Here is a 16,649-nt window from a genome sequence, read left to right as displayed (position 1 = left end):
TTCACGCCCTGCTGAGCCGCCTGCGTTGCCGCTTTGCCGTCTCAGTGGTGGCGCATTATAGGGCGAACTTATGGAAGCGCAAGTGCAAATTTCAACTTTTTTACTGTTCGCTTAAGATTTGTGCAGAAGGCCTGATTTCAGGCCTTTTTCATGCGCGCCGGCAGCTCTGCGAGACTATCAATCACCCAATCCGCAGCCGCTTCGCCTTCGGCGGTGACCGGCTTACCACTGCGCACCAGCACTTTGGTTCCCACACCTGCCGCCTGCGCTGCCAGCATATCTTCCAGCTTATCGCCCACCATATAAGAAGCCGCCATATCGATGTTCAGGTGTTTCTGTGCCGAAAGCAGCATGCCCGGTTGCGGCTTGCGGCAATCGCAAGTCTGACGGTACTCCACGACCGTTGCATCAGGCAGATGCGGACAGAAATAGATGCCGTCGAGATCGACATCGCGATCGGCCAGCGACCAGTCCATCCACTCAGTGAGTTGCATAAACTGATCTTCGGTAAACATGCCGCGCGCGATGCCAGACTGGTTAGTTACCAGCACCAGCGCGTAGCCCATCTTCTTTAACGCCTGCAGCGCTTCAATGGTGCCATCAATAAACTGAAAATTGTCGATCTCATGAACATAGCCGTGATCAACATTCAGGGTGCCATCACGATCGAGAAAAATAGCCGGGACTGGGTTCGCCACGTAGAAACTCCTGCTGCAAATAGTGCCGCGCAGTATCGCATGATTGCGCATACCGTGAGAATGGCAGATTGAATGACTTTGATTGATTTAGCCGTCTGGATGCCTTACCATCCATCCAGATTTCGCCTGCCCCGGCGGCGCGAAAACCGATACACCACGGACAACGCAACACGATAACAATTAAACTAATGATTAAACTCGAAAATATCACCAAAGTGTTCCAGCAGGGTTCACGCACTATTCAGGCGTTGTCAAACGTTAGCCTGCACGTGCCTGCCGGACAAATTTATGGCGTCATCGGTTCATCCGGTGCCGGTAAAAGTACGCTCATCCGCTGCGTCAATCTGCTGGAGCGCCCGACATCCGGTCGCGTGCTGGTTGACGGTCAGGAGCTCACCGCGCTCTCTTCCGGGCAGTTAACGCTGGCGCGCCGCCAGATTGGCATGATCTTCCAGCACTTCAACCTGATGAACTCCCGCACCGTGTCGGGCAACGTTGCGCTGCCGCTTGAGCTGGGTAACCTGTCACGCGAAGCGATCAAAAAGCGCGTCAGCGAGCTGCTGGAGCTGGTCGGTCTGGCGGACAAACACGACAGCTGGCCGGCGAATCTGTCCGGCGGTCAGAAACAGCGCGTCGCGATTGCCCGTGCGCTGGCCAGCAATCCGAAGGTCCTGCTGTGTGATGAAGCCACCAGCGCGCTGGACCCGGCCACCACCCGCTCGATTCTGGAGCTGCTGAAAGACATCAACCGTCGGCTCGGCATCACTATTCTGCTTATCACCCACGAGATGGATGTGGTGAAACGCATCTGCGATCAGGTAGCGGTGATCAGCAACGGCGAACTGATTGAAAAAGACAGCGTCAGCGAAGTGTTCTCGCACCCGAAAACGCCCCTGGCCCAGCAGTTTATTCAGTCAACGCTGCATCTGGATATTCCGGATGATTACCAGCAGCGCATGCAGGCGAGCGCGGGCAGCGAGAGCGTGCCGCTGCTGCGGCTGGAGTTCACCGGTAAATCGGTGGATGCGCCGCTGCTGTCAGAAGCCGCGCGCCGTTTCAACGTCAATAACAACATTATCAGTGCCCAGATGGATTACGCCGGTGGCGTGAAGTTCGGCATCATGCTGGCCGAAATGGACGGCAGTGAAACAGATACACAAGCCGCTATTGCCTGGCTGAAAGAAAATCATGTGAAAGTAGAGGTGCTGGGTTATGTCTGAAGCGATGCTGTGGTTACTGACGCGTGGCGTCTGGGAAACGCTGATGATGACCTTCGTTTCTGGTTTCTTTGGCTTTGTGCTTGGCCTGCCGGTTGGCGTACTGCTGTACGTCACCCGTCCGGGGCAGATTCTGGCCAACACTGCGCTGTATCGCGTGCTGTCAGCCATCGTCAATATTTTCCGTTCTATCCCTTTCATTATCCTGCTGGTGTGGATGATTCCGTTTACTCGCGCCATCGTCGGCACCTCCATTGGCCTGCAGGCGGCTATCGTTCCGCTGACCGTGGGCGCGGCGCCGTTTATCGCCCGTATGGTGGAAAATGCGCTGCTTGAGTTGCCGACCGGACTGATTGAAGCCTCGCGCGCCATGGGTGCCACACCGCTGCAGATCGTGCGTAAAGTGCTGCTGCCGGAAGCGCTGCCAGGGCTGGTGAATGCCGCTACAATTACCCTGATTACGCTGGTGGGCTACTCCGCCATGGGCGGTGCTGTGGGCGCGGGCGGTCTGGGCCAGATTGGCTATCAGTATGGTTACATCGGCTATAACGCCACCGTGATGAATACCGTGCTGATTTTGCTGGTGGTGCTGGTGTATTTAATTCAGTTCTGTGGTGACCGCATCGTGCGTGCGGTGTCACATAAATAAGCAAACAACATCAATAGTCCTCTATTAAGGAAAGGATATGTCTTTCACATTTAAAAAGATTGCCGCTGTGGGTGCTCTGATTGGCGCGATTGCGCTGGCAGGATGCGATCAGAAAGAGAAAGATCCCAACCACATTAAAGTGGGTGTGATTGTCGGGGCTGAGCAGCAGGTTGCGGAAACTGCCGTGAAAGTCGCGAAAGAGAAATACGGTCTCGATGTTGAACTGGTTACCTTTAACGATTACGTGCTGCCTAACGAAGCGCTGAGCAAAGGCGATATTGACGTTAACGCCTTCCAGCACAAGCCGTACCTCGATCAGCAGATCAAAGACCGCGGTTACAAACTGGTGCCGGTCGGCAACACCTTCGTTTATCCGATTGCCGGCTACTCGAAAAAAATCAAATCGCTGGATGAGCTGCAGAACGGTGCGCAGATCGCTATCCCGAACGATCCAACCAACCTCGGTCGTTCTCTGCTGCTGCTGCAGAAAGTGGGCCTGATCAAACTGAAAGATGGTGTGGGCCTGCTGCCAACCTCACTGGATATCACTGAGAATCCAAAGAACCTGAAGATTGTTGAGCTGGAAGCGCCACAGCTGCCACGTTCACTGGACGATCAGCAGATTGCGCTGGCGGTGATCAACACCACTTACGCCAGCCAGATTGGCCTGACCCCAGCGAAAGACGGCATCTTCGTAGAAGATAAAGACTCGCCGTACGTGAACCTGATCGTTAGCCGCGAAGACAACAAAGACGCGGAGAACGTGAAGAAGTTTGTTGAGGCTTATCAGTCAGACGAAGTGTCTGAAGCCGCCAACAAAATCTTCAACGGCGGCGCAGTGAAAGGCTGGTAATTATCCCTTTCATGCGGTGCAGGGCGGCTTCGGCCGCCCTTTCTATTTCAGCATGTGGCAGCTGACTTGTTATTTCTGGTCGTCCTTGTTTCAATAACGCCACTTTTTATTACATGAGGATGTTGCCATGCGTTTTTTACCGCTCTGCTTGTTGGCATTGATGCTGACCGGGTGCGTGCGTGAATATCACCCAATAAGCAGTGCTCCGTCTCGCCCGCAGCAATCAACCAGCGAACCTCAGCGCAAACCGGCTGCGCGTCCGGCCCCGGTGAAGATCTATACCGATGCGACCGATCTGGTCAGCAATCCGTTCCGCGATCTGGGCGAAGTGTCGGGTGATGATTGCCAGAGCAGCACCCAGGACTCGCCGCCGAACCTCAATACCGCGCGTAAACGCCTGCAGATTAAAGCGGCCGGCATGAAAGCCAACGCCGTGCTGCTGCACAAGTGTGAAATTGTCTCCAGCACGCCAGGCTGCTATCGCCAGGCCGTATGCCAGGGCTCTGCGCTGAAAGTTTCGAATCAATGAGTGAATTTGCCTTTGCGCAAATCGGCGTGATCCGTTCGCCGTGGAAAGAGAAATTTGCCGTACCGCGCCAGCCGGGTCTGGTGCAGGACGGCGGTGGCGAACTGCATCTGCTGGCGCCGTACAATCAGCCTGAAGCGGTGCGTGGACTGGAGGCATTCAGCCATCTATGGGTGCTGTTTGTCTTTCACCAGACCATGGCAGGCGGCTGGTGCCCAACCGTACGCCCGCCGCGCCTCGGCGGTAATGCCCGCATGGGCGTATTTGCCACCCGCTCGACCTTTCGCCCCAATCCTATCGGCATGTCGCTGGTTGAGCTCAAAGGCATCCGCTGCGAGCAGCAACAGGTGATTCTGCAATTAGGCAGCCTCGATTTGGTGGACGGCACCCCTGTGGTGGATATCAAGCCTTACCTGCCCTTCGCCGAAGCGTTGCCGGAGGCGCGCGCGGGGTTCGCTCAGAGCGCGCCCGACGCCAGCATGCCGGTGCGTTTCTCCGCGCAGGCGCAGCAACAACTGCAGCAGCAGCAACGCCATTACCCGCAGCTGGCGCGCTTTATCACTGAAGTGCTGGCGCAGGATCCGCGTCCGGCTTATCGCAAAGGCGAAAGCCCTGGCCGTGAATATGCCGCGTGGCTGCTCGACTTTAATGTGCGCTGGCGCATTGACGCGGCGGGAACCGAGGTGATCGCGCTCGATCCGCGCTAAAACAAGCTTTTGAGTGACGGATCTCGCTGGTACACTAGCCGCCAGCAAATTTTTTGTTCGTATCCTTCCGTACAACTGGAATCGTAAATTAATGCGTACTACTCAATATCTGCTCTCCACCCTGAAGGAGACGCCTTCCGATGCTGAAGTGATCAGCCACCAGCTGATGCTGCGCGCCGGTATGATCCGCAAACTGGCTTCCGGTCTCTATACCTGGCTGCCGACCGGTATTCGCGTGCTGCGAAAAGTTGAAAACATCGTGCGCGAAGAGATGAACAACGCCGGTGCGATTGAGATCTCCATGCCGGTGGTTCAGCCAGCCGATCTGTGGGAAGAGAGCGGTCGCTGGGAGCAGTACGGCCCGGAGCTGCTGCGCATTAAAGACCGCCACGAACGTCCGTTCGTGCTGGGTCCGACCCATGAAGAAGTGGTCACCGACCTGATCCGCAACGAGCTGAGCTCCTATAAGCAGCTGCCGCTCAACGTCTATCAGATCCAGACCAAATTCCGTGATGAAGTACGCCCGCGTTTTGGCGTGATGCGTTCGCGCGAATTCATCATGAAGGATGCGTACTCATTCCACACCTCGCAGGAGTCGCTGCAGGAAACTTACGATGCGATGTACCGCGCCTACAGCCAGAGCTTTAGCCGCATGGGGCTGGATTTCCGCGCCGTGCAGGCCGATACCGGTTCGATTGGCGGCAGCGGCTCGCATGAGTTCCAGGTGCTGGCGCAGAGTGGTGAAGATGATGTGATCTTCTCCAGCGAGTCCGATTACGCGGCCAACATTGAGAAAGCCGAAGCGCTGGCTCCTGCCGGTGAGCGCCCGGCGGCAACGCAGGCGCTGACGCAGTTCGCTACGCCAAACGCGAAAACCATCGCCGAGCTGGTCGAACAGCACCAGATCCCGGTAGAAAAAACGGTGAAAACGCTGATTGTGAAAGCCAGCGAAGAGAGCGGTCATTCGCTGGTTGCGCTGCTGTTACGCGGCGACCACGAGCTCAACGAAATCAAAGCCGAGCATCTGGACATCGTGGCCGCGCCACTGGAAATGGGCAGCGAGGAAGAGATTCGCGCCGCCATCGGTGCCGGTTTTGGCTCTCTCGGTCCGGTCGGCCTGACCATCCCGGTGATTGCTGACCGCACTGTGGCAAAAATGAGTGACTTCGCGGCAGGCGCCAACATTGATGGCCAGCACTATGCCGGCATCAACTGGGGCCGCGATCTGCCAGAAGCACGCGTAGAAGATATTCGTAACGTGGTAGAAGGCGATCCGAGCCCGGATGGTAAAGGCGTGCTGATGATTAAGCGCGGCATTGAAGTCGGCCACATCTTCCAGCTCGGCACCAAATATTCGGACGCGATGAAAGCAGCGGTACAGGGTGAAGATGGTCGCAACCAGATCATGACCATGGGCTGCTACGGTATCGGTATCACCCGCGTCGTGGCGGCGGCTATCGAACAGAACCACGACGAGCGCGGAATTATCTGGCCAGCGGCGCTGGCACCGTTCGAAGTGGCGATTCTGCCGATGAACATGCACAAATCCTTCCGCGTGAAAGAGCTGGCGGAACAGCTGTACAACGAGCTGCGCGCCAAAGGCATTGATGTCATTCTTGACGATCGTAAAGAGCGTCCGGGCGTGATGTTCGCCGATATGGAACTGATTGGCGTACCGCACACTATTGTAATTGGCGATCGCAACCTGGATAACCAGGAGATCGAGTACAAAGCCCGCGCCGCCAGCGAGAAGCAGATGATCAAGCAGCACGACATCGTCGACTTCCTCAGCCGCGCACTCAACAAGTAATCCCCTGACGCCTCCTGCCGGAGGCGTTTTTTTTAGCGTAGCTTGCCGCGCAGCGCCTTCACATTGCTGCGTCGTGATTTGCCTTCCAGCCGCCGCTCTCGGGACGCCCGCGTCGGGCGCGTCGCGCGGCGCACTTTCTCCACCGTTGTCAGCTCGCGTATCAGGTTGATCAGCCGCTGCAGCGCCGCTTCGCGGTTCATCTCCTGGCTGCGATACTCCTGCGCTTTGATAATCACCACGCCATCGGCGCTGATCAAATGGTGGTTCGCCTCCAGCAGCCGCTGTTTATAAAACGGCGGTAGCGACGAGGCGTGAATATCGAAACGCAGATGGATAGCGGTCGACGTCTTATTGACGTGCTGGCCGCCCGCGCCCTGAGCGCGAATGGCACTGAGCTCCACTTCATTGTCCGCAATTGAAACACTACGTGACAGCACAATCATCTGCCACCTGCCGTTATCAGCGCGGTTGTATCCGGAAATAACCTGTTCATCAACTTAACCTTTTGTGCGCCGCCAGGCTGGCTGAGACCAGTGCTGGCTGTCACTTTTTGCCCTTTCTTTGCCACCTTCCCTGCGCCCCCTGGCTGATTTCCAGCGAACCCCTGTGATATAGTCGCATATCAACCAGAGTATTGATGCTCTGCTGAGGAGGTGTATGTGCAAAAGTATTGTGAGTTAGTTCGCCAGAAGTATGCCGGGATTGGCAGCGGCGACCTGGGGTATGTGCCAGACGCGATCGGATGCGCACTGAAAGCACTCAATGATATTGCCGCTAATTCTGCGCTAAACTCTTCTGTCAGGGAACAGGCAGCGTATGCCGCTGCAAACTTATTGGTGAGCGACTATGTTGACGAATGAAGCCTACAAACCCATCAACTGTGATGACTACGACAACCTCGAGCTCGCCTGTACCAAACACTGGACGCTGTCGCTGGAGCTCAAAAACGGCGACCAGCTGAAAGCGAAAGCCGTGGACATGGTCTCACGTAAAAACGTCGAGTATCTTGCGGTCGACCTCTCCGGTGAAACGCGCGAGCTGCGTCTCGACCACATCGCCAGCTTCAGCCATCCTGAGCTGGGCACCGTTATCGTCAGCGAAGACGAATAATCTCTCCCCGGGCGGGAAAGCTGTTCCCGCCCACCTCGCTTAAGGCTGCAGCGAAGCGTAGTACGCCGCTAAATCATCCATATCCTGATCGCTCAACCCGGCAACAAAGGCTTTCATCACCTCTGCCTGACCGCCACTGCGCTCGCCTTTTTTGTAGGCCTGCAGCGAATGCAGCAGGTAGGGCGCATGCTGCCCGGCCAGATTAGGGTAAAGCGGCACCGCGCTCTTACCTTCCGCGCCATGGCACGCCATACAGCTGGCGGCTTTCTGCGCGCCAGCCTTGACGTCGCCCTGCGCAAACGCCGGCAGCGCAGCAGCCAGTAGCGCCGCGACAATCCACTGTTTCATCATTGCTGTTCCTTTTTAGGGTGTTGACCAGATCGCCTGCCAGCCTTGCGTCTCGCCCGCCGCGCCTGCGCGGGTGACAAACAGCCCGGGCGCAGCAATCAGCGTCTGGTTGTAGTAAATCAACGGAATGCGTTCGCGCTGCCACGGCGGGACGCCCAGCTCCTGCCACAGTTTTTTCATTTCGCGACCACCAGCCCGGCCGACAACATGGTGATAGCCGCGGGCCTGAAAGCGCACAATAACCTGCTCATCCGCCGCCGGCTGGCGCAGTTCCGCCTGCGCCGGGCTGGCGCGCAGTTCACCCAGCCCATCAGGCAAAATTAATGGCTGCGTCAGCGGCTGCCAGGTTAGCGAGTGCTGACTCAGTGAGTGCTGTCGCGGCAGCCAGTAAAGCCGCTCCCGGTAGCGCCGCAGTTCGTGCGCGCCAAAGCGCAGACACGGCTGCGCATCTTCACGGCTGTGCATCACCTCGTCGGTAATGCGCTGCAGCGCGTCGCGCGCGGGCATTGCGCCACCGCGTTCGCTAATCCAGCGCCGCAGCAGCGCGTGCCGCCGCGCCTCGCTGCAGGCCAGCAGCGGCGGAAAATGCAGTGCGCCCTGGGCATCGGTCAGTTGCGCCAGCTGCTCGCTGAGCAGCTCATCCAGCAGTTGCTCCTGCTCACCGCACAGCGCTGCGCTGCGGGCGCTGGCCGCGCTGAAGTGCGGCCAGCGCGCCTGCAGCAGCGGCAGCACGTCCTGGCGCAGGAAATTGCGATCGTAGCGACGGTCAGCGTTGCTCTCATCGTCAATCCAGTCCAGCTGGTGCCCGACAGCGTAAGCTTCCAGCTGCTGACGGCTGAGGTTGAGCAACGGGCGCAGATGCCAGTGGCCGTTAACCTGCCGCTGCTGCGGCATCGCCGCCAGACCCGCCGGACCGCTGCCGCGTTTCAGCGCCAGCAGCAGCGTTTCAGCCTGGTCATCGAGGTGCTGAGCAGTAAGTAAGTACTCACCGGGTTGCAGGTGAGTGAATAACGCCTGATAGCGCGCCGTGCGGGCTGCGGCTTCGATCCCGCCGGCGCGAGCGTCCACCTGCACGCGCAGCACCTCACAGTGAATGTGCCACTGCTGACACTGCTGCTGGCAGTGCGCCGCCCAGCGATCGGCGTTGGGGCTTAAACCATGATGCACGTGTAATGCGCGCACGCGCAGCTGCGGCTGCTGGCGTTGCCAGCTCACTAACTGATGCAGCAGAACGCTGGAATCGAGCCCGCCGCTGAATGCCAGCACGCAGCGGGCATCGGCTGGCAGCAGCGCAGCAAGATGAGAAAAGGACATGCACGCATTCCGTTGAGGTGAACCGCCGGATTGCGGCTCACTGCGCGCGCTATTTTACGCCTGATACAGCTCCAGCGGCAAACCATCCGGATCGGGGAAGAAGGTGCAGGCTTTACCGGTGAGAGCATCGATGCGGATCGGCTCGCACACCACGCCCTTTTCTGCCAGCGCGGCAACCGACTGTTCGACATCATCCACACAAAACGCCAGATGGCGCAGCCCGCACGCTTCCGGCCCGCTGACGCGCGGCGGCGGCGCAGGAAACGAGAACAGCTCAATGGTATAGACGCCATTAAGGCCAAGATCGCCTTTCCATGAGTCGCGCTCAGCGCGATAGTATTCACCCAGCAGCTCAAAGCCCAGCACGTCGCAGTAAAACGCCTTACTGCGCTGATAATCGGTGGCAATAATGGCGATGTGGTGGATCTGTTTTATCTGCAGCATAGCGGCTCCGAAAGTATTCTGAGCCGCTTAGCCTACGTGCCCGGCGCGGCGCTGAAAAGAGGCAATTATCTGAAGTTAGCGCGCAGGCTCGTCGCGCAGCACGCGCACCAGATAGCGACCGTCGTCGGTGAGCGTGGCACCGTGAATATCCGTTTCAAAGCCGGGATAGTGCCGCCCGATGGTACAGAGCATCAGCAGGAAATCCAGCACCGCCCGGCTCTGTTCGGTAATCATCTCGCCCGGCATCACCAGCGGCACGCCTGGCGGATAAGGCAGGATCATGTTGGCTGAAATCCGCCCGACCAGCTCGCGAATGTCCACGGTTTCCACCTGTCCCTGCACCTGCCGCTGAAACGCCTGGTGCGGCGTCATCTTCATCTCCGGCAGAACGTCAAATGCCCGCAGCATCAGACGCGGCAAATCGTGCTGCAGGATCAGCTGATGAATGCCCTGCGCCAGCGTCTGGATGCGCATATTACGGTAGAAGTCAGGATCTTCAGCATAGAGATCCGGCAGCATGTTTTTTACCCGCAGGTTGAGATCGTAGGCACGTTTGAACTCCGTCAGCCCGCGCAGCACGCTCATCGCTTTGGTTTTATCGATGCCAATGCTGAACAGGAACAGCAGGTTATACGGTCCGGTCTTCTCCACCACGATGCCACGCTGGTCGAGGAATTTCGCCACCAGCGCGGCCGGAATGCCCTCTTCCGCCATCTGGCCCAGTTCGCTCATGCCCGGCGTGAGAATGGTGACTTTGATGGGATCAAGGTACATATGATCGCGATCGGCGTGGGTAAAGCCGTGCCACGCCTCGTCGCCCGGCTGAATCGGCCAGCATTCGGCTTCATCCACCTGTTCCGGCTGCCAGATATCAAAGAACCAGCCGTCAGACTCTTCGCGCAACCGCTGGATCTCGCGGCGAAAATGCAGTGCGCGCTCCACCGAGCGATTAATCAGCCGCCGGCCCGGATTACCGCGCAGCATCGCCGCTGCGGTCTCAATCGAAGAGACGATCGCGTAGCTCGGCGAGGTGGTGGTGTGCATCATGTAGGCTTCGTTGAAGGTGTCGTGATCGTAATCGCCCTTGATGTGAATCAGCGACGCCTGTGAGAACGCCGCCAGCAGTTTGTGGGTCGACTGGGTTTCATAGATCACTTTGCCGGGAATGCGCTCGCCGCTCATGCCGCTTTTGCCGCTGTAGATAGGGTGAAAATTAGTGTACGGCACCCAGGCGGAATCGAAGTGGATGGACGGCACGTCCAGCGTCTGCTTGATGTATTGCGTGTTATACAGCAGACCGTCGTAGGTTGAGTTGGTGATGACCGCATGCACCGGCCAGCGGGCGCGCGGTGTGTCGTTAACTTTCTGCTGGATGCTGTCGCGGGTGAATTCGCGCTTAGGGATGCCACCCAAAATGCCCAGGGCGTTGCGCGTTGGTTTGAGCCAGATGGGGATGATGTCGCTCATCATCAGCAGATGAGTCAGCGATTTGTGGCAGTTGCGGTCAATCAGCACCGTGCTGCCGGCCGGTGCGGCGTACATTCCGACGATTTTATTTGAAGTCGACGTGCCGTTGGTGACCATATAGCTCTGTTCAGCGCCAAAGGTGCGCGCCACATACTCTTCTGCTTCGAGGTGCGGACCGGTGTGATCGAGCAGCGAGCCCAGCTCAGTGACCGAGATCGATACATCCGCTTTCAGCGTGTTGGCGCCGAAGAAATCATAGAACAGGCTGCCGACCGGGCTTTTCTGAAACGCCGTGCCGCCCATGTGGCCCGGCGTGCAGAAGGTGTATTTCCCCTCTTTGACGTAGGTGAACAGCGCTTTGGTCAGCGGCGGCATAATTTTGTCGATGTACTCATCGGTGTACTGCCGGATATGCAGTGCGATATCGTCAGCGGCATTGAGCGCGTATTCGAAGAAGTGCAGCGCCATGCGCATTTCATTAATGCTGACATCCATCTGCGAATGGGTGTTGATGAAGGCATACAGCGGCAGTGATTCGTTAAGCTGATTGATGTCGCTGCACAGCGCCAGGCTGTAGTCGTCCCAGTCAAATATCACCCCGCAGACGCGCGGGTTGTGTTCAATCAGTTTCAGCAGGTCGCTGGCATTGTTGGGATAAACGGTCTGGAAACCCTGCAGCTTCAGCGCCGCGTCCAGTTCGCGAATCGGTTCATCTTTGTAGAACGCGCCGTGCGGTCCCATGATCGCAATAATATTCAATGCTCACCTCCTGTGGTGTTGTGGCACGGAATAAGGATAGCGAAAAGTGGCGGGTGAATGTTCCGGAATAGCGCCGTTGTTGGCCTGATGTTTGTCAGCGAGGCATATCAGGTCGCCATGAATGGCGCGCCTGCGGGATCACTGCCGGTTTTTCCCAGGGTGCGCATTAATGCGCACCGCCATAAATGGCAACCCAGCGGAGAACTCAAGCCTGATCGCGGAAAACAGGCATAAAAAAAGCGGACCGGGGTCCGCTTCTGTGAAGGCTTTTCGGCGCTTACGCGTAGCCGTAGCTCATCAGACGCTGATAGCGGCGGTTAAGCAGCTCTTCCGTGCTCAGCACATCGAGATCGGCCAGATCGGCCAGCAGCTGCTGCTTGAGCGCTGCCGCCATGTCCACCGGATGACGGTGCGCGCCGCCCAGCGGTTCCGGGATGATCGAATCGATCAGCTTCAGCTCTTTCAGACGCCCGGCGGTGATGCCCATCGCTTCTGCGGCCAGTGGCGCTTTGTCGGCGCTCTTCCACAGAATTGACGCACAGCCTTCCGGTGAGATCACCGAATAGGTGCTGTACTGCAGCATATTCACTTTATCGCCAACGCCAATCGCCAGCGCGCCGCCGGAGCCGCCTTCGCCGATCACGGTACAGATCACCGGGATCTTCAGGCCTGACATCTCGCGCAGGTTGCGGGCAATCGCTTCAGACTGACCGCGCTCTTCCGCGCCCACGCCCGGATAGGCACCCGGCGTGTCGATGAAGGTGATCAGTGGCATCTTAAAGCGCTCGGCCATCTCCATCAGACGCAGTGCTTTACGGTAGCCCTCGGGTGCTGGCATACCGAAGTTACGCCGGATTTTCTCTTTGGTTTCGCGGCCTTTCTGATGGCCAATGACCATCACCGGACGCCCATCCAGACGAGCGATGCCGCCGACAATGGCTTTATCATCGGCATAGGCGCGGTCACCGGCCAGCTCGTCAAAATCGTCAAACGCATTGCGGACATAGTCCAGCGTATAAGGACGCAGCGGATGGCGCGCCAGCTGCGCAACCTGCCATGCACCCAAATCGGAGAAGATTTTACGGGTCAGCTCGACGCTTTTCTCGCGCAGACGCTGCACTTCTTCATCCAGATTAATATCGTGTTTCTCATCCGAACGACCAATCGATTTCAGCGAGTCGATTTTCGCTTCCAGTTCAGCGATTGGCTGTTCAAAATCCAGGTAATTAAGACTCATAATGTTCCTGTTTTAGTCAAACTCCAGTTCCACCTGCTCCGACCCTACTAACGACCGCAAATCGTTGAGTAAACGATCGCTGGGCGAAATACGCCACGCTGCACCAAAGCGCAGCTTCGCCCGCGCATCTGCTCTCTGATAATAGAGATGCACCGGAATGGTCCCGGAGCGATGAGGCTCCAGAGACTGGCGGAGACGGTTTAAAAGCTGGTCATCAATTTGCCTGTCCGTCAGCGAGATAGCAAGTCCGCGCGCGTATTTTTCCCGCGCTTCGTCGATGTCCATGACTTCCCGGGCGGTCATTTTAAGCCCACCGCTAAAGTCATCAAAGCTGACCTGTCCACTGACGATCAGGATACGGTCCTTCTCCAGCAGCTGCTGGTATTTATCTAACGCATCGGTAAATAACATCACCTCAAGACGGCCAGAGCGGTCGTCAAGAGTACAGATACCAATTCGGTTGCCGCGCTTGGTGACCATGACGCGGGCGGCAATCACCAGCCCGGCCGCAACGGTCACTTTACCACGTTCTGTTGGATGCATGTCTTTCAGGCGCATGCCGCCAACGTAGCGCTCAATTTCTTTCAGATACTGATTGATCGGATGACCGGTGAGATACAGACCGAGCGTCTCACGCTCGCCGTCCAGCTGCACCTGTTCCGGCCACGGCGTAATGGCCGCGTAAGATTGCTCAACCTGCTCGGGCTCTTCCGCCAGCACGCCGAACATATCCGCCTGCCCCGTCGCTTCGGCTTTGGCATGCTGGTCCGCCGCCTTCAGGGCGTCCCCCAGCGCGCTCATCAGCGCCGCGCGGTGCGGGCCAAGGCGATCGAACGCGCCGGACATGATCAGTTTTTCCATCACGCGACGGTTGATCTTTTTAGTGTCGGTGCGCGCGCAGAGATCAAACAGCTCTTTAAAGTAGCCGCCCTGATTACGCGCTTCGAGGATCGCTTCGATCGGCCCCTCACCCACGCCTTTGATGGCGCCGATGCCGTACACGATCTCCCCGTCATCGTTGACGTGGAACGGATAGAGCCCGGAGTTAATGTCTGGCGGCAGCACTTTCAGCCCCATGCGCCAGCACTCATCCACCAGTCCAACCACCTTCTCGGTGTTATCCATATCGGCGGTCATCACCGCCGCCATGAACTCGGCCGGATAGTGCGCTTTCAGCCACAGCGTCTGATAGGAGACCAGCGCATAAGCAGCAGAGTGCGACTTGTTAAAGCCGTAGCCTGCGAACTTCTCCACCAGATCGAAGATTTTCATCGACAGTTCGCCGTTGATGCCCATCTTCTCAGCACCGTCCTGGAACACCGAACGCTGCTTGGCCATCTCCTCCGGCTTCTTTTTACCCATGGCACGACGCAGCATATCCGCGCCGCCCAGCGTATAGCCGGACAGCACCTGGGCAATCTGCATCACCTGTTCCTGATAGAGGATGATGCCGTAGGTCGGCTCCAGCACCGGCTTCAGGCTCTCATGCTGCCACTGAATGTCCGGGTAGGAGATGGCTTCACGGCCGTGCTTACGGTCAATAAAGTTATCGACCATGCCCGACTGCAGCGGCCCCGGACGGAACAGCGCCACCAGTGCGATCATATCTTCGAAGCAGTCCGGCTTCAGGCGCTTAATCAGATCTTTCATGCCGCGCGATTCAAGCTGGAACACCGCGGTGGTTTCCGAGCGTTGCAGCATGTCGAAGCTTTTTTTGTCATCCAGCGGGATGGCGGCGATATCGATCGGCGGTAAACCCTGCTTTTCACGCCGCGGGTTGATCATCTTCAGCGCCCAGTCGATGATGGTCAGCGTGCGCAGGCCGAGGAAGTCAAACTTCACCAGTCCGGCGTATTCCACGTCGTTTTTATCGAACTGGGTGACCGGGAACTGGCCGTTCTCATCGCAGTACAGCGGCGCAAAATCGGTGATTTTGGTCGGCGCAATAACTACTCCACCGGCGTGCTTGCCGGCGTTACGCGTGACCCCTTCCAGCTTGCGCGCCATGTCGATCAGCGCTTTGACCTCTTCGTCAGCTTCGTAGATCTCCGGCAGCTGCGGTTCCGCCTGGAACGCTTTTTCCAGCGTCATGCCGGGATCCGGCGGGATCAGTTTCGAGATGCGATCAACAAAGCCGTACGGATGACCCAGCACCCGGCCGACGTCACGAATCACCGCTTTCGCCGCCATGGTACCAAAGGTGATAATCTGCGACACCGCATCGCGGCCGTACATCTCAGCCACGTGATCGATCACCTGGTCACGTTTTTCCATGCAGAAGTCGACGTCAAAGTCGGGCATCGAGACACGTTCCGGGTTAAGGAAACGTTCGAACAGCAGGTCAAACTCCAGCGGATCGAGATCGGTAATTTTCAGCGCATAGGCCACCAGTGAACCGGCACCGGAACCACGTCCCGGCCCGACCGGAATGCCGTTATCCTTCGACCACTGGATAAACTCCATCACGATCAGGAAGTAGCCGGGGAAGCCCATCTGGTTAATGACGTTGAGCTCGATGTCGAGACGCTCGTCATATTCCGGCCGGCGTTCAGCACGCACCTGCTCATCCGGGAAGAGAAACGCCAGGCGCTCCTCCAGCCCTTCGCGCGACTTCATCACCAGGAAATCTTCGGTCGACATGTCGCCGGTCGGGAACTGCGGCAGGAAATATTCGCCGAGGCGCACCGTGACGTTACAACGCTTAGCAATCTCTACGCTGTTTTCCAGCGCTTCCGGGATGTCCGAGAACAGCTCGCACATCTCCTCTTCGCTGCGCATATATTGCTGAGGACTGTAGTTGCGCGGACGTTTAGGATCGTCCAGCGTGTAGCCGTCGTGAATCGCCACGCGGATTTCATGGGCATCGAAATCTTCTTCGTTGAGGAAGCAGACTTCATTGGTGGCCACCACCGGCACCGATTCAGCAATCGCCAGCTCAACCGCGGCGTGCAGATAGGCCTCTTCGTCTGGCCGGCCGGTACGCGTCAGTTCCAGATAGTAGCGGTTAGGGAAATGCTGCTGATAGAAGCTCAGGCACTGCGCCACCAGCGCGTTATTGCCGCGCAGCAGGCTGCGACCGACGTCACCGCGCCGTCCGCCCGACAGCAGAATCAACCCTTCGCCCAGCTCCAGGAGCCAGTCGCGATCGATAATCGGTCCGGCGATACCGTAACCGCGCTGGTAAGCGCGCGAAATCAGCAGCGTCAGATTCTGGTAACCGGTGTTATTAGCCGCCAGCACGGTGAGCTGCGTCAGCTCATCGCCCATCAAATCGCTGGCCACCTGGAAGTCGGCCCCGACGATCGGTTTGATACCGGCGCTGTGCGCGCTGCCATAAAAGCGCACCAGCCCGCACAGGTTGGTGTAGTCGGTGATGGCAATGGCTGGCATGCCGAGCGCGGCCGCCTTTTTTACCAGCGGCCCGGTCTTGGCCAGACCATCAACCATGGAGTAATCGCTGTGTACGCGCAGATGTATAAAACGAGGTTCAGCCATATCAGTTTCCGGTTA

General features: G+C 57.8%; 16 protein-coding genes. 8 read left to right on the top strand and 8 right to left on the bottom strand.

Annotated features, from left to right (window positions below; all coding sequences use genetic code 11):
• Positions 1-137: 137 nt before the first annotated feature.
• A complete protein-coding gene (gene gmhB / locus H7K56_RS14920; protein ID WP_058780475.1) occupies positions 138-698 on the bottom strand; it encodes a D-glycero-beta-D-manno-heptose 1,7-bisphosphate 7-phosphatase in 561 nt (186 codons plus the stop codon).
• A 188-nt stretch (positions 699-886) separates the two neighbouring features.
• Here gmhB and metN point away from each other — a divergent pair, with 188 nt between their 5' ends.
• From metN to proS, 6 genes are all read left to right on the top strand, one after another.
• Positions 887-1,918: a methionine ABC transporter ATP-binding protein MetN gene (metN, locus tag H7K56_RS14915; protein WP_127833709.1), complete on the top strand. Its 1,032-nt coding sequence runs from the start codon at positions 887-889 to the stop codon at positions 1,916-1,918.
• Positions 1,911-2,564: a methionine ABC transporter permease MetI gene (locus H7K56_RS14910; RefSeq protein ID WP_021507464.1), complete on the top strand. Its 654-nt coding sequence runs from the start codon at positions 1,911-1,913 to the stop codon at positions 2,562-2,564. Before metN ends, H7K56_RS14910 begins: the two co-directional genes overlap by 8 nt.
• 37 nt (positions 2,565-2,601) lie before the next feature.
• Complete coding sequence (locus H7K56_RS14905; RefSeq protein ID WP_021507465.1) at positions 2,602-3,417, top strand: MetQ/NlpA family lipoprotein; 816 nt, start codon at positions 2,602-2,604, stop codon at positions 3,415-3,417.
• 127 nt (positions 3,418-3,544) lie between these two features.
• Entirely contained in the window at positions 3,545-3,946 is a 402-nt protein-coding gene (gene rcsF, locus H7K56_RS14900) for an envelope stress sensor lipoprotein RcsF (protein WP_021507466.1), read from the top strand.
• Positions 3,943-4,650: a tRNA (N6-threonylcarbamoyladenosine(37)-N6)-methyltransferase TrmO gene (tsaA, locus tag H7K56_RS14895; protein WP_150360724.1), complete on the top strand. Its 708-nt coding sequence runs from the start codon at positions 3,943-3,945 to the stop codon at positions 4,648-4,650. The genes rcsF and tsaA overlap by 4 nt, the downstream gene beginning before the upstream one ends.
• Positions 4,651-4,741: 91 nt before the next feature.
• Positions 4,742-6,460, top strand: a complete 1,719-nt coding sequence (gene proS, locus H7K56_RS14890; protein WP_058759538.1) for a proline--tRNA ligase — start codon at positions 4,742-4,744, stop codon at positions 6,458-6,460.
• A gap of 32 nt (positions 6,461-6,492) precedes the next feature.
• Here the strand turns inward: proS and arfB are convergent, their stop codons facing one another.
• Positions 6,493-6,903: an alternative ribosome rescue aminoacyl-tRNA hydrolase ArfB gene (gene arfB, locus H7K56_RS14885; RefSeq protein ID WP_021507469.1), complete on the bottom strand. Its 411-nt coding sequence runs from the start codon at positions 6,901-6,903 to the stop codon at positions 6,493-6,495.
• A 216-nt stretch (positions 6,904-7,119) separates the two neighbouring features.
• Between arfB and H7K56_RS14880 the strand changes: the two genes are divergently transcribed.
• Together H7K56_RS14880 and rof are read left to right on the top strand one after the other, a co-directional pair.
• Positions 7,120-7,320, top strand: coding sequence for a YaeP family protein (locus H7K56_RS14880; RefSeq protein ID WP_021507470.1), 201 nt, complete (start codon positions 7,120-7,122; stop codon positions 7,318-7,320).
• Entirely contained in the window at positions 7,307-7,570 is a 264-nt protein-coding gene (gene rof, locus H7K56_RS14875; protein WP_021507471.1) for a Rho-binding antiterminator, read from the top strand. Before H7K56_RS14880 ends, rof begins: the two co-directional genes overlap by 14 nt.
• A 39-nt stretch (positions 7,571-7,609) precedes the next feature.
• Here the strand turns inward: rof and H7K56_RS14870 are convergent, their stop codons facing one another.
• From H7K56_RS14870 to dnaE, 6 genes are all read right to left on the bottom strand, one after another.
• Positions 7,610-7,918: a c-type cytochrome gene (locus H7K56_RS14870; protein ID WP_031279691.1), complete on the bottom strand. Its 309-nt coding sequence runs from the start codon at positions 7,916-7,918 to the stop codon at positions 7,610-7,612.
• Between the two features lie 15 nt (positions 7,919-7,933).
• Entirely contained in the window at positions 7,934-9,232 is a 1,299-nt protein-coding gene (gene tilS, locus H7K56_RS14865; RefSeq protein WP_058774793.1) for a tRNA lysidine(34) synthetase TilS, read from the bottom strand.
• A gap of 54 nt (positions 9,233-9,286) precedes the next feature.
• A complete protein-coding gene (locus H7K56_RS14860) occupies positions 9,287-9,676 on the bottom strand; it encodes a VOC family protein (RefSeq protein ID WP_058770579.1) in 390 nt (129 codons plus the stop codon).
• A 75-nt stretch (positions 9,677-9,751) separates the two neighbouring features.
• Positions 9,752-11,902, bottom strand: coding sequence for a lysine decarboxylase LdcC (locus H7K56_RS14855; RefSeq protein WP_150360723.1), 2,151 nt, complete (start codon positions 11,900-11,902; stop codon positions 9,752-9,754).
• Positions 11,903-12,179: 277 nt separating this feature from the next.
• The gene (accA, locus tag H7K56_RS14850; protein WP_021507476.1) at positions 12,180-13,139 is read right to left on the bottom strand and encodes an acetyl-CoA carboxylase carboxyl transferase subunit alpha; all 960 of its coding nucleotides are present in this window, start codon (positions 13,137-13,139) and stop codon (positions 12,180-12,182) included.
• A 12-nt stretch (positions 13,140-13,151) separates the two neighbouring features.
• The gene (gene dnaE / locus H7K56_RS14845; protein WP_058759534.1) at positions 13,152-16,634 is read right to left on the bottom strand and encodes a DNA polymerase III subunit alpha; all 3,483 of its coding nucleotides are present in this window, start codon (positions 16,632-16,634) and stop codon (positions 13,152-13,154) included.
• Positions 16,635-16,649 lie beyond the last annotated feature (15 nt).

It is taken from the genome of Pantoea dispersa (genome assembly GCF_014155765.1).
GTDB lineage: Bacteria > Pseudomonadota > Gammaproteobacteria > Enterobacterales > Enterobacteriaceae > Pantoea > Pantoea dispersa.
The sequence above is the reverse complement of the archived record's forward strand: the minus strand, read 5'-3'. Positions and strand labels throughout refer to the sequence as shown.

What these genes read in the sequence shown, in the direction of transcription:
- arfB (WP_021507469.1), bottom strand. Translation starts at nt 6,903, where the DNA reads ATGATTGTGCTGTCACGTAGTGTTTCAATTGCGGACAATGAAGTGGAG.
- rof (WP_021507471.1), top strand. Translation starts at nt 7,307, where the DNA reads ATGTTGACGAATGAAGCCTACAAACCCATCAACTGTGATGACTACGAC.
- H7K56_RS14860 (WP_058770579.1), bottom strand. Translation starts at nt 9,676, where the DNA reads ATGCTGCAGATAAAACAGATCCACCACATCGCCATTATTGCCACCGAT.
- accA (WP_021507476.1), bottom strand. Translation starts at nt 13,139, where the DNA reads ATGAGTCTTAATTACCTGGATTTTGAACAGCCAATCGCTGAACTGGAA.
- dnaE (WP_058759534.1), bottom strand. Translation starts at nt 16,634, where the DNA reads ATGGCTGAACCTCGTTTTATACATCTGCGCGTACACAGCGATTACTCC.
- tsaA (WP_150360724.1), top strand. Translation starts at nt 3,943, where the DNA reads ATGAGTGAATTTGCCTTTGCGCAAATCGGCGTGATCCGTTCGCCGTGG.
- tilS (WP_058774793.1), bottom strand. Translation starts at nt 9,232, where the DNA reads ATGTCCTTTTCTCATCTTGCTGCGCTGCTGCCAGCCGATGCCCGCTGC.
- rcsF (WP_021507466.1), top strand. Translation starts at nt 3,545, where the DNA reads ATGCGTTTTTTACCGCTCTGCTTGTTGGCATTGATGCTGACCGGGTGC.
- metN (WP_127833709.1), top strand. Translation starts at nt 887, where the DNA reads ATGATTAAACTCGAAAATATCACCAAAGTGTTCCAGCAGGGTTCACGC.
- H7K56_RS14905 (WP_021507465.1), top strand. Translation starts at nt 2,602, where the DNA reads ATGTCTTTCACATTTAAAAAGATTGCCGCTGTGGGTGCTCTGATTGGC.
- proS (WP_058759538.1), top strand. Translation starts at nt 4,742, where the DNA reads ATGCGTACTACTCAATATCTGCTCTCCACCCTGAAGGAGACGCCTTCC.
- H7K56_RS14870 (WP_031279691.1), bottom strand. Translation starts at nt 7,918, where the DNA reads ATGAAACAGTGGATTGTCGCGGCGCTACTGGCTGCTGCGCTGCCGGCG.
- H7K56_RS14910 (WP_021507464.1), top strand. Translation starts at nt 1,911, where the DNA reads ATGTCTGAAGCGATGCTGTGGTTACTGACGCGTGGCGTCTGGGAAACG.